We start from the raw sequence: 12,511 nt of genomic DNA, 5'->3' as shown, positions 1-12,511 counted from the left end.
AAGATGCCTGACTTGCCTTTCATGGAAAATCAGCGCCAGTCCCTATTTTTCATGGTCAGCTAACGTCCTTTGTATCTTAGACAGGAGTAGAGATGAGTATTCGAGTGATTATTGCTGGTTTTAAGGGTAAGATGGGTCAGGCTGCTTGTCAGATGGTTTTGTCTGATCTTGAATTGGAACTAGTAGCCGTTTTGGATCCTTTTGAGTCTGCATCTGACTGGCAAGGAATTCCAGTATTCAATGATAAGAATGACTTGGCAGGTTTTGAGGCAGATGTTTGGGTGGACTTTACAACACCAGCTGTTGCCTATGAAAATACACGTTTTGCTCTTGAAAATGGCTTTGCTCCAGTAGTTGGAACAACAGGCTTTACTAGTCAGGAAATCGAAGAATTAAAAGATTTTTCTCGTTCCAAAAACTTGGGTGGCTTGATTGCTCCCAACTTTGCCTTGGGTGCTGTCTTACTTATGCAATTTGCAGCACAGGCAGCTAAATACTTTCCAAATGTGGAGATTATTGAACTTCACCATGATAAGAAAAAAGATGCTCCGAGCGGGACAGCAATCAAAACAGCTGAGTTGATGGCTGAAGTTCGTGAGTCTATTCAACAAGGTGCTAGTGATGAAGAGGAACTCATCGCTGGAGCCCGTGGAGCCGACTTTGATGGTATGAGAATTCACTCAGTTCGCTTGCCAGGTCTTGTGGCCCATCAGGAAGTTGTTTTTGGAAATCAGGGAGAAGGATTGACATTACGTCACGACTCCTATGATCGTAGCTCCTTCATGACAGGAGTGAATTTGGGAATCAAAGAAGTTGTCAAGCGTCATGAGCTTGTCTATGGATTAGAACACTTACTATGAAATTAACAAAAATGCCTTCTGAATTTCAGAAGGCTTTACCAGTATTAAAAAAAATTAAAGAAGCAGGATTTGAGGCTTATTTTGTGGGTGGCTCTGTTAGGGATGCCCTACTCAATCGTCCCATCCATGATGTGGATATTGCGACTTCATCTTATCCTGAAGAGACTAAGCAGATTTTTCCACGCACAGCTGATATCGGCATTGAGCATGGGACCGTTTTGGTTTTAGATGGAGATGAAGAGTACGAGGTCACCACTTTTCGGACGGAAGATGTCTATGTAGACTATCGGAGACCAAGTTCTGTTTCTTTTGTTCGTTCACTTGAAGAAGATCTCAAACGCCGAGATTTCACAGTCAATGCCTTTGCCTTGGATGAGACAGGGGAAATCGTCGATTTATTTGATGGTCTCAAAGATTTAGAAAATCAGGTCCTGCGTGCAGTTGGTGTAGCTAGTGAACGTTTCAATGAAGACGCGCTACGCATCATGCGTGGTTTCCGCTTTCAGGCCAGTCTAGGTTTTGAACTTGAGCAAGCAACCTTTGAAGCGATGAAGACCTTAACGCCACTTTTAGAAAAAATCTCTGTGGAGCGCACCTTTGTCGAGTTTGATAAACTTTTACTGGCTCCCTATTGGCGAGTAGGTTTATCATCTATGATTGAGAGTCAAGTTTATGATTATCTTCCAGATATGGTAGGCAGTCAGGAGAAACTCCAGTCTTTGTTTGATTTAGAAAAAGATTTTACTTTTGAATCTTCTGAGCAAGCTTGGGCAGCACTTTTATGGGTTTTAGAAGTGGAAGATGCTCAACAATTTTTGAAACATTGGAAGACTTCACGCCAATTTGCCAAGCAGGTACAGGATTTGCTGTCTATTTTGGCTCTCCGAGAAGAAGGGGAACTCGGTAAACGTGATTGTTACCGTTTTGATTTGGACTTGCTTCTACAGGCTGAAAATCTTCGCAGAGCTCAAGGGAAGGAAGTCAACCCACAAGCGATCACAGAAACCTACGAGAGCTTGACTATTCATGATAAGAAAGAAATGCAAATTAATGGTGGCATTCTCATCAAGGAATATGGCTATCATCCAGGTCCAGAATTAGGAGATGTTTTAGAGGAAATTGAGTACGCTATTGTGGATGGTAATCTAGATAATGAAGTGGAAGCCATTCATGCATACTTAAGGGAGAGAAAATGAGTGATTTTATCGTTGAAAAACTAAGCAAATCAGTTGGTGACAAGACCGTTTTTAAGGATATTTCTTTTATCATCCACGACTTAGATCGCATAGGACTCATTGGTGTCAATGGAACAGGAAAGACAACCCTTCTAGATGTGCTTTCAGGTGTTTCAGGTTTTGATGGCGATATTAGCCCTTTTTCAGCAAAGAGTGATTACAAGATTGGTTATTTGACCCAGAATCCGGAATTTGATGATAGCAAGACTGTCTTGGATACTGTTTTATCCAGTAACCTCAAGGAAATCCAGTTGATTCGGGAGTATGAACTGCTTATGCTCAGCTACAGTGAGGACAAGCAATCGCGTCTAGAACGGGTCATGGCGGAGATGGATTCTCTCCAAGCATGGGAAATCGAAAGTCAGGTCAAGACTGTTCTCAGTAAACTAGGTATTCAGGACTTATCAACTCCTGTTGGAGCTCTGTCTGGTGGTCTCCGTAGACGGGTTCAGTTGGCGCAAGTCCTTCTTGGAAATCACGATCTTTTGCTTCTTGATGAGCCTACCAACCACTTGGATATTGCGACCATTGAGTGGCTAACCATCTTCTTGAAAAATTCCAAGAAAACAGTGTTATTTATCACCCACGATCGCTATTTCCTAGATGCTCTTTCTACGCGAATCTTTGAGTTGGACAGAGCAGGTTTGACAGAATATCAAGGAAATTACCAAGACTATGTTCGTCTCAAGGCTGAACAGGATGAGCGCGACGCAGCTCTTCTTCACAAAAAGGAACAACTCTATAAACAGGAATTAGCCTGGATGAGAAGACAACCACAAGCTCGTGCAACCAAGCAACAGGCGCGTATTAATCGTTTCCATGACTTGAAGAAGGAAGTTTCAGATACTAGCGTTGAGACAGACTTAAGCATGAATTTTGAAACTAGCCGTATCGGTAAAAAGGTCATCGAGTTTAAGGATGTTTCCTTTGCCTATGACGATAAACCGATTCTGAAACATTTTAACCTTTTGGTTCAAGCTAAAGATCGTATCGGAATTGTCGGGGATAATGGTGTTGGCAAGTCAACTCTTCTCAATCTTATTGCGGGAAGACTTGAAGCTACTGAAGGACAAGTTATTATCGGTGAAACAGTTCGTATCGCTTATTTCTCTCAACAAATCGAAGGTTTGGATGAAAGTAAACGGGTTATCAATTACCTGCAGGAAGTGGCAGAAGAGGTTAAGACTAGCGGTGGTACTACGACATCTATTGCTGAGTTACTGGAACAATTTCTTTTCCCTCGTTCAACGCACGGTACCTTGATTGAGAAGCTGTCAGGGGGAGAGAAGAAACGTCTTTATCTCCTTAAACTTCTCTTAGAAAAGCCCAATGTACTTTTATTAGATGAACCAACAAATGACCTAGACATTGCGACCTTAACGGTTCTAGAAAATTTCTTACAAGGTTTTGCAGGACCAGTCTTGACAGTTAGTCATGACCGCTATTTCCTTGATAAGGTAGCAACGAAGATTCTCGCTTTTGAAGATAAGACCATCCGTCCTTTCTTTGGACATTACACAGACTATCTAGATGAAAAGGCCTTTGAAGCAGAAACAAAAAGCCAAGTTCAAAAGGCTGAAAAGGAGAAAGTAGTCAAAGTCCGTGAAGAGAAGAAACGGATGACCTACCAAGAAAAGCAGGAGTGGGCAAGTATTGAAGGTGACATCGAAGCCTTGGAAAACCGCATCTCTTCTATAGAGGAAGAAATGCTAGCAACTGGTTCTGACTTTGGGAAACTAGCTACCCTTCAAAAAGAGCTGGATGAAAAGAATGAAGTCTTGCTTGAAAAATATGAACGCTATGAGTATTTAAGTGAGTTAGTCTAATGGAAGAAACAATTATTAAATGGAGTAGTAAGAAAATCGTTTTGAGCCTTATTCTTTACCTACTAGAATTGGCTCTTCTACTTTGGATTCTTTCCTTTTTACTAACCTATCCCGAAGAAGCACCTATGGGATTGGTGGCTTTAATTCTCTTTATTGGTTTCTTAATCCTCATCGTTGGCTTCATTTTGTATCAACATTTGCGACGGCTTTTTTCTGATAAAGAGTATTTGAAATTTACGGCTCAAGGTTTTTTCTATAAGCCACATCCAAAGAAAGACTGGCAGTTTTATTCTTGGGAACAGGTAGAAAAGTTTGCTCTCACGAGAATTAAGGGTAGTAGAAATGCAAGGGATTTTTATATGATTGAGGTTCAATTTTATGACAAGGAACTTTTAAAATCCAACTTTTTCTGGTATCGTCTTCGAAGTAGATTTACAAGTTCAAAACATTCTAACGTTTTGAAAATCCCAATCTATTTGCTGGATGTTGGTTTGCCAGAGAGAGTATTTGAAACCATGTCTTACTTTGAGCGAGAGTGGCGCATCCAACAGAATTGTCAACGGAATCAAACTTCTAAAAGCAAAAAGAAGTAAAGATTTCATTGAGCGAGCGAATCTCCGAACTTTATGAAAGACTGAGGGGCTTTGGAAGGATATTCCAAGGCTTCTTTCTATTTTGCTTTTCTAGGAATTATGGTATAATAGGGAGTAAAAACTTTAAAAGAAAGAAACGCTATGAACTTAAAAGATTACATTGCAAGTATTGAAAATTATCCACAAGAAGGAATTACTTTCCGTGATATCAGCCCATTGATGGCAGATGGAAATGCCTACAGTTATGCTGTTCGTGAAATTGTTCAATATGCTACTGACAAAAAGATCGATATGATCGTAGGACCAGAAGCGCGTGGATTTATCGTTGGATGTCCAGTTGCTTTTGAGTTGGGAATTGGTTTTGCACCAGTGCGTAAACCAGGGAAATTGCCACGTGAAGTGATTTCGGCTGACTACGAAAAAGAATATGGTGTTGATACCTTGACCATGCACGCAGATGCTATCAAACCAGGCCAACGTGTTCTTATTGTAGATGACCTCTTGGCAACAGGTGGTACTGTTAAAGCGACAATCGAAATGATTGAAAAATTAGGTGGTATCGTTGCAGGTTGTGCTTTCTTGATTGAGCTTGATGACCTCAAAGGCCGTGATGCAATTGGAGATTACGACTATAAAGTGCTCATGCATTATTAATGAAAAACAGTCCTTGGGGCTGTTTTCTCGTCATTTGATATAAAATAAGGCTATATCTAGTTAGAGAAAAACTATAATTGAAAACTATACCTTCTTACAGTATAATAAAGGGAAAGAAAGTTGCCATTTGGAAAATCCAATTGGTCATAACAGTTTAACACGTACCCAGTATTGATATTGTAAGGAGATTTCCATGCCGATTCGAATTGAAAAAAAATTACCAGCAGTCGATATTTTACGAACGGAAAATATTTTCGTCATGGATGACCAAAGGGCGGCTCACCAAGATATCCGCCCCTTAAAAATTCTTATCTTAAATTTGATGCCCCAAAAAATTGTGACAGAGACACAACTTTTACGGCATTTGGCAAATACTCCACTCCAGTTGGATATTGACTTTTTGTATATGGAAAGTCACCAGTCTAAAACGACTCGCTCCGAGCATATGGAAACTTTTTATAAGACCTTCTCGGAAGTCAAAGACCAGTATTTTGATGGGATGATTATTACAGGAGCACCAGTAGAGCATCTACCTTTTGAGGAAGTGGACTACTGGGAGGAATTTACCAAAGTTATCGAATGGTCTAAGAGTCACGTCTTTTCAACTCTACATATTTGCTGGGGTGCTCAGGCAGGACTTTATTACCGTTATGGTGTAAAAAAATACAACATGGACAGAAAAATATCCGGAATATATTCTCAGAATGTTTTAAAGGATAGTCATCTGTTGTTGAGAGGTTTTGATGATTTATATGTATCCCCACATTCTAGACATACAGAGGTCCTAAAAGAAGATATTTTGAATCATACCAATTTAGAGATTTTGGCATCTGGTGATGAGGTTGGAGTATCAATCCTCGCTAGTAGAGATTTAAGAGAAGTTTATAGTTTTGGACATTTGGAGTATGATCGTGATACTCTTGCTAAAGAATACTTTAGAGATTTGGATGCTGGTTTAAACCCTCATATACCGGAGAATTATTTTAAAAATGATGATATCCATACTCGTCCCTGTATGCTGTGGAGTTCTTCAGCAGCTCTCTTTTTCAGTAACTGGGTGAATTATGCAGTATACCAGGAGACACCTTTTGACTGGAAGAGGGTAGAAGACGATGTTTCTCATTTTGGATATTTATAAGAGGAATTATGACATATTTAGATGCTTTTAAATCTGGAAATTTAGTTTTACCAAGTGCGCTCTTATTGCACTATAATCAACTCTTTTCATCTAGCGAGGACTTTCTTGTTTGGCAATTCTTTTACCTACAGAATACAACGGCTTTAGGTGAATTGTCTCCAAGTCAGATTGCTGAAAAAATCAGCAAAAATGTCACTGAAGTCAATCAGGCTATTTCACGATTGACTGAGAAAGGGTTGCTTCAATACCGAACCATTGAACTTAATGGCGAAATAGAAGTAATCTTCGATGCAACTCTTGCCTTGGAGCGCTTAGACCAGATTTTTGAAAAACAAGAATTCAATCAAGTGCAACCTGTTCAAAATGATTTAAAGAGTTTAGTGGACACTTTCCAACAAGAACTAGGTCGTCTTTTGAGTCCTTTTGAAATTGAAGATTTAGAGAAAAGTTTAAAGGAAGATGGAACTAGTGCAGACTTGATAAAGGAAGCCTTGCGTGAAGCTGTTTTGAATGGGAAATCAAATTGGAAATATATCCAAGCTATCCTACGAAACTGGCGTCATGAAGGGATTAGGAGTGTAGCCCAGGTAGAAGCGAAACGTCAAGAGAGAGAGGCAACAAACCCTCAAAATGTTCAGGTTTCATCTGATTTTAAAAATGCCATGGATCTATGGAAAGACTAATAATGAATAATAAAAAAACTTGCCTGATTGGCAAGTTTTTTGTTTTTAATTAGCAAGTCCCCAAACGCTGAGAGAACGTTCCGCTACTGGGAAAACTCCGTATCCATCTGAATTGATAGTTACTTGAGCAGAATGATTACCGAGTAAATCAACAAAGGTTTGATCAGCCCACTCTTGGCCTACAAACATGGTTTTGTAATTTTCTTGGGCATTAGAGATTAGAATGGCAAGTGGAGACAGATTTTCAGCTCCTGAACGGACCCAACCGATGCAATTAGGATCATCGAAGTAGTCAGTTTGCTCTCCATATGCCAAATCTTTTCTGATTGTTAGAAGGCTGTCGAGTACTTCTTTAAAATCCTCTTGGGCATATTGTCCAGAAATACCGTAGTAATCACCATAAAAGACACATGGTAGGCCGTGTTCTCGCAAAAGAATGAGAGCGTAGGCGGCGGGTTTGAACCATTCTTCAACAGTAGATACTAAGGCTTGTCCTCGTTGGGTATCATGGTTATCGACAAAGGTTACAGCTCGATCTGGTTTGATTTGAACTAAGCTGTCATCAAAAATGGTTCGTAAATCATAATCAGTACCAGCCTGACTGGCTTCAAAAAGATTCATATGGAGACGGACGTCGACAAGGTCAAAGCGCTCTCCAATTTTCTCTATGTAATCAAGGTTAGCGTCTTTGTCTGGATTCCAAAATTCCCCAAAGACATAGAAATCTTGGCCGTATTTTTCCTTCATGTCACGGATAAAGTTTCCCATAAAGAAAGAATCGATGTGTTTAACAGCGTCTAAACGAAAACCTCTTACACCAGTTGTTTGGATAAACCAGTCAGCCCAATCATAGATATTTTGAATAACTTCCGGGTGTTTGAAGTCAATGTCAGCATACATGAGATAGTCATAGTTCCCATTTTCGTTATCCACTAGTTCTTCTTGAGCCCATCCTTTATTATCACCTTGTATAAGGTAGATACCAGACTTGCGTCTTTTGGCATCGTAGTCAGTCCCTGTAAAGTGATACCAGTGCCATTGAAAATCATTATAGGTATTTTGTCTTCCGTCAAAGGTGAAACCTGTCCAGCCATTAATGGTAAAAGGTTCGCCCAATTCAATAGTTCTATCTTCAGGAGCGACTTCTATAACCTGGAAAGATTCTAAACGATCTGCAGCAGCCTTGTGATTTAAGACGACATCTGCCATGGGTTGGATACCATATGATTTTAAAGTTTGGATAGCATGGAGATAGTCATCTTTGAAACCATATTTAGTACGAACTGTACCTTTTTGATTAAATTCTCCCAAGTCAAATAAGTCGTAGACTCCATATCCCACATCATTTTCGTTTGTCGCTTTAAAAGCGGGTGGCATCCAAATATGACTAATTCCTAGGTGAGCTAGGTGTTCAGCATCATTAGCTAGACGTGACCAATGTTGTCCATCGCTAGGTAGATACCATTCAAAATATTGCATAAGAGTTTGATTTTGCATAGATAGTCCTCTTGCTTTTCAGTGATGAATTATATTCTAGCATAAGAGATTAAATTACGCAAACGTTTGCGCTCATTAAAAATATCTTTAGGGCATTATTCCTTTTAGAATTTACAGGTTAGGATTAGAATTATGATAAAAGAAGAATTGCAAATCACCTCACTTCTATGCGTCAAATCTTGATATATTATAGAATGTTAAATAATTTCTATTTTGTGAATTGTCACAAAATTTGGTATAATAGTATCTATGAAAAAAATGTTGGTCAGCCGAGGTGTTGAAAAAAAAATACATAAGGGGCAGGTTGTTTTGGAGAAAGAAGATTTTCCAGAACTATCTGAAACCGATATAGAAGTTGAGCTATATAACCAAGGTAAGCAATTCTTAGGTAAGGCTTATCTATCATCCCAGAATAAGGGAATTGGTTGGTTTGTAACCGGTCAAAATATTTCCTTTGATCAATCTTTTTTTGAAACACTTTTTAAAAAAGCTAAGGATAAACGTGAGTCTTATTATCAGAATGATTTGACGACTGCCTTTCGTTTATTTAACCAAGAAGGTGATGGATTCGGTGGCTTGACATTGGATCTTTATGGGGATTACCTTGTCTTTTCATGGTATAACTCTTATGTTTATCAACTGCGTCAGCAGATAGTTGCTGCATTTTCTCAAGTTTTCCCAGAAGTTTTGGGTGCTTATGAGAAGATTCGATTTAAGGGATTGGACTATGAGTCGGCTCATATTTATGGGGAAGAAGCACCGGAGAATTTTACAGTTCTAGAAAATGGAGTCCTTTACCAGGTCTTTATGAATGACGGGTTGATGACAGGTATTTTCTTAGACCAACATGATGTTCGTGGTAGTTTAGTGGATGGCTTAGCTATGGGGAAATCACTACTGAATATGTTTTCCTATACAGCAGCTTTTTCAGTTGCAGCAGCCATGGGAGGTGCTAGTGAAACAACCTCTGTTGACCTGGCCAAACGATCTAGAGAGTTATCGGAGGCCCATTTTAATGCAAATGGATTGAGTCTGGATAACCACCGTTTTATCGTTATGGATGTTTTTGAGTATTTCAAATATGCTAAACGTAAAGGTTTGAGCTATGATGTGATTGTACTAGATCCACCAAGCTTTGCTCGCAATAAAAAACAAACCTTCTCAGTAGCAAAGGACTATCACAAGTTGATTTCCCAAAGTCTTGATATTTTAAATCCGGGAGGAATCATCATTGCAAGTACCAATGCTGCCAATGTTTCCCGCCAGAAATTTACAGAACAAATTGATAAAGGATTTGCAGGAAGGACTTATCAGGTACTAGATAAATATGGACTTCCAGCAGACTTTGTTTATAACAAAAAAGATGAAAGTAGTAATTACCTCAAGGTGATTAGTATGAAGGTAACTAAATGAAATTAGTCGTTTCTGTTATGCCAAAGAGTTTAGAGGAAGCGCAAGCAATTGATGCAAATCGTTATGAAGATGCAGACATCATCGAATGGCGTGCTGATTTTCTGCCAAAAGATGAAATCTTACAAGTTGCACCAGCTATTTTCGAGAAATTTGCAGGACGAGAAATACTTTTTACCCTGCGTACTCGTAGTGAGGGTGGGGAGATTGACTTATCAGCTCAAGAATATGTTCAAGTTATTAAGGATGTCACCCAGCTCTATCAACCTGAATATGTAGATTTTGAGTATTTTGGGAATAAGGATGTTTTTGATCAGATGTTGGATTTCCCAAATTTAGTCTTGAGTTATCATAATTTCCAAGAAACACCTGAAAATATGATGGAAATCTTGTCTGAACTAACTAGCCTGAATCCAAAAGTAGTGAAAGTATCAGTTATGGCCCATACTGAACAAGATGTATTAGACCTGATGAACTTTACTAGAGGTTTCAAAACTCTTAATCCTGAACAAGAATATGTGACTATATCTATGGGGAAAGTAGGTAAGGTTTCTCGTATTACTTCGGATGTTACGGGTTCTAGCTGGTCTTTTGCAAGTTTAGATGTAGCTAGTGCTCCAGGACAGATTTCTTTGTCTAATATGAAAAAAATTCGGGAGATTTTGAATGAAGATTGATGGCTACACGCGTCTAGCTGCTGTCGTTGCAAATCCTATCAAACATTCTATTTCTCCTTTCATTCATAATAGTGCTTTTCAGGCAACAGAGACCAATGGTGTCTATCTAGCGTGGGAAGTTGAAGCGACTGATTTATATGAAACAGTTGCCAATATTCGCCGCTACCAGATGTTTGGAATCAATCTATCCATGCCCTACAAGGAGCAAGTGATTCCTTATTTGGATCAGTTGAGTGAGGAGGCCCGTCTGATTGGTGCTGTGAATACAGTAGTGAATCAAGCTGGGACTTTAGTTGGATATAATACAGATGGCAAGGGATTCTTTAAGAGCTTGCCTTCTTTTGAAATTTCTAGAAAAAGAATGACCTTGTTGGGAGCTGGTGGAGCTGCTAAATCTATTTTAGCTCAGGCAATTTTAGACGGTGCTAGTCAGATTTCTGTTTTTGTTCGCTCGTCTTCTATCGAAAAAACAAGAGTATATCTTGAAAAAATGCAGGCGGAAACAGGTTTTAAAGTTGACTTATATGATTTAGAAAATGTTCAAATCTTACAAGAAATAATCGCTAAGTCTGACTTACTGGTTAATGCTACTAGTTTAGGGATGGACGGAAAATCATCACCAGTCCCTATAAAACTGAATTTGCCTCCACAAGTCTTGGTGGCAGATATTATTTATCAGCCTTTTGAAACACCATTTTTACAATGGGCTAGAAGCCAGGAAAATGTGACTATTAACGGACTCGGTATGCTTCTATATCAAGCAGCAGAGGCTTTTAAACTATGGACAGGTAAGGATATGCCAACAGATGAAATTTGGCAGGCCTTAACAGAAAAATATCAATAAAGAATAGGAGCCACTAGTATGAAAATCAGAATTGACATTCCACACCATCCTTATGATATTCAGATTGAAAAGGGGATTCTATCTCAGGCCGGTAAATGGTTGCAAGACTTATGGGAGCCGCAAAAAGTTGTCCTTATAACAGATAACCGTGTGGCTTCTCTCTATGCAGAAAAAGTAAAACTCAGTCTTGAGGATGCTGGTTTTCAAGTAGCGGTTTTTGACTTTTTAGAAGGTGAGGAACGAAAGAACCTAACAACTGTTCAGAAAGTCTATGAATTTTTAGTCAAACAAGGCTTAACTCGTAGTGATGGCATCGTTGCCCTCGGTGGTGGAGTTGTTGGAGACTTAGCAGGCTTTGTAGCCTCTACATATATGCGAGGAATTCATTTTGTTCAAATTCCAACTAGTTTAACTGCCCAGGTTGATTCTTCTATTGGTGGTAAGACAGGAGTCAACACTTCCTTTGCAAAAAACATGGTGGGAACTTTTGCCCAACCAGATGGAGTTTTGATTGATCCACTTGTCCTTGAAACTTTGGGAAAAAGAGAATTGATTGAGGGAATGGGTGAAGTCATCAAGTATGGCCTAATCGAAGACACAGAACTCTGGGACATATTATCTGAAATGGATGGTTCAGTTGAGAGCATTCTGGAAAATTCCGAAATTTTGATCGAGAACTCATGTCAGGTCAAGCGCAAGATGGTTGTTGAAGATGAATTGGACAATGGTATTCGCCTTTATCTCAACTTTGGTCACACAATCGGCCATGCTATTGAAGCAACTGCCGGTTATGGACGTGTCATGCATGGAGAAGCTGTAGCCATGGGAATGGTTCAGGTGTCTAAAGTAGCAGAGAAAAAAGGTCTTATGCCAGAAGGAATCACCCAGTCCATCCGAGAAATGTGTCAGAAATTTGGCCTTCCTGTTGATTATGAAAACTGGGATGTTGATAAGCTTTATCAGGCTTTGATTCATGATAAAAAAGCGCGTGGTAATACCATGAAATTAGTTTTGGTGCCAGAACTTGGTTCAGCGACCATTCACCCAGTTTCTCTCGAAGAAATGACAGACTACTTGGTAAAATAAGGAGAAGG

At 39.3% G+C, this 12,511-nt stretch carries 12 protein-coding genes; 11 read left to right on the top strand and 1 reads right to left on the bottom strand.

All coding sequences use genetic code 11. The features are described 5' to 3' along the window. The first annotated feature begins 92 nt into the window (after positions 1-92). The 7 genes from dapB (at position 93) to QM847_RS04030 (ending at position 6,989) form a co-directional block, all read left to right on the top strand. A complete protein-coding gene (gene dapB / locus QM847_RS04060; RefSeq protein WP_414354010.1) occupies positions 93-860 on the top strand; it encodes a 4-hydroxy-tetrahydrodipicolinate reductase in 768 nt (255 codons plus the stop codon). After that, positions 857-2,056: a CCA tRNA nucleotidyltransferase gene (locus QM847_RS04055; RefSeq protein ID WP_414354008.1), complete on the top strand. Its 1,200-nt coding sequence runs from the start codon at positions 857-859 to the stop codon at positions 2,054-2,056. The genes dapB and QM847_RS04055 overlap by 4 nt, the downstream gene beginning before the upstream one ends. Continuing rightward, positions 2,053-3,921 carry an ABC-F family ATP-binding cassette domain-containing protein gene (locus tag QM847_RS04050; RefSeq protein ID WP_414354007.1) on the top strand — a complete coding sequence of 623 codons (1,869 nt, stop codon included), beginning with the start codon at positions 2,053-2,055 and terminating at the stop codon, positions 3,919-3,921. The genes QM847_RS04055 and QM847_RS04050 overlap by 4 nt, the downstream gene beginning before the upstream one ends. After that, positions 3,921-4,514 (top strand): hypothetical protein, encoded by a 594-nt coding sequence (locus QM847_RS04045; protein WP_414354005.1) that lies wholly within the window; start codon positions 3,921-3,923, stop codon positions 4,512-4,514. Before QM847_RS04050 ends, QM847_RS04045 begins: the two co-directional genes overlap by 1 nt. Before the next feature lie 141 nt (positions 4,515-4,655). Further along, complete coding sequence (locus tag QM847_RS04040; RefSeq protein ID WP_414354003.1) at positions 4,656-5,168, top strand: adenine phosphoribosyltransferase; 513 nt, start codon at positions 4,656-4,658, stop codon at positions 5,166-5,168. Between the two features lie 193 nt (positions 5,169-5,361). Continuing rightward, positions 5,362-6,306: a homoserine O-acetyltransferase MetA gene (metA, locus tag QM847_RS04035; RefSeq protein WP_414354001.1), complete on the top strand. Its 945-nt coding sequence runs from the start codon at positions 5,362-5,364 to the stop codon at positions 6,304-6,306. An 8-nt stretch (positions 6,307-6,314) separates the two neighbouring features. Next, entirely contained in the window at positions 6,315-6,989 is a 675-nt protein-coding gene (locus QM847_RS04030) for a DnaD domain-containing protein (protein ID WP_414354000.1), read from the top strand. A gap of 45 nt (positions 6,990-7,034) precedes the next feature. Here the strand turns inward: QM847_RS04030 and QM847_RS04025 are convergent, their stop codons facing one another. Continuing rightward, entirely contained in the window at positions 7,035-8,486 is a 1,452-nt protein-coding gene (locus tag QM847_RS04025) for an alpha-amylase (RefSeq protein WP_414353999.1), read from the bottom strand. A 249-nt stretch (positions 8,487-8,735) separates the two neighbouring features. On the opposite strand from QM847_RS04025, the gene QM847_RS04020 reads away from it, so the two are divergent. The 4 genes from QM847_RS04020 to aroB are packed head-to-tail and all read left to right on the top strand — an operon-like array spanning position 8,736 to position 12,503. Further along, positions 8,736-9,899, top strand: a complete 1,164-nt coding sequence (locus QM847_RS04020; protein WP_414353997.1) for a class I SAM-dependent methyltransferase — start codon at positions 8,736-8,738, stop codon at positions 9,897-9,899. Then, complete coding sequence (gene aroD, locus QM847_RS04015) at positions 9,896-10,573, top strand: type I 3-dehydroquinate dehydratase (RefSeq protein WP_269797456.1); 678 nt, start codon at positions 9,896-9,898, stop codon at positions 10,571-10,573. Before QM847_RS04020 ends, aroD begins: the two co-directional genes overlap by 4 nt. Further along, the gene (locus tag QM847_RS04010) at positions 10,563-11,417 is read left to right on the top strand and encodes a shikimate dehydrogenase (protein ID WP_414353995.1); all 855 of its coding nucleotides are present in this window, start codon (positions 10,563-10,565) and stop codon (positions 11,415-11,417) included. Before aroD ends, QM847_RS04010 begins: the two co-directional genes overlap by 11 nt. 18 nt (positions 11,418-11,435) lie before the next feature. Then, positions 11,436-12,503: a 3-dehydroquinate synthase gene (gene aroB, locus QM847_RS04005; RefSeq protein ID WP_414353993.1), complete on the top strand. Its 1,068-nt coding sequence runs from the start codon at positions 11,436-11,438 to the stop codon at positions 12,501-12,503. Positions 12,504-12,511 lie beyond the last annotated feature (8 nt).

Origin of the sequence: Streptococcus timonensis, assembly GCF_047463455.1 — a bacterium.
GTDB classification, from domain to species: Bacteria; Bacillota; Bacilli; order Lactobacillales; family Streptococcaceae; genus Streptococcus; species Streptococcus timonensis_B.
Note: the sequence above shows the minus strand (reverse complement) of the source record. Positions and strands in the feature narration are given on the sequence as shown.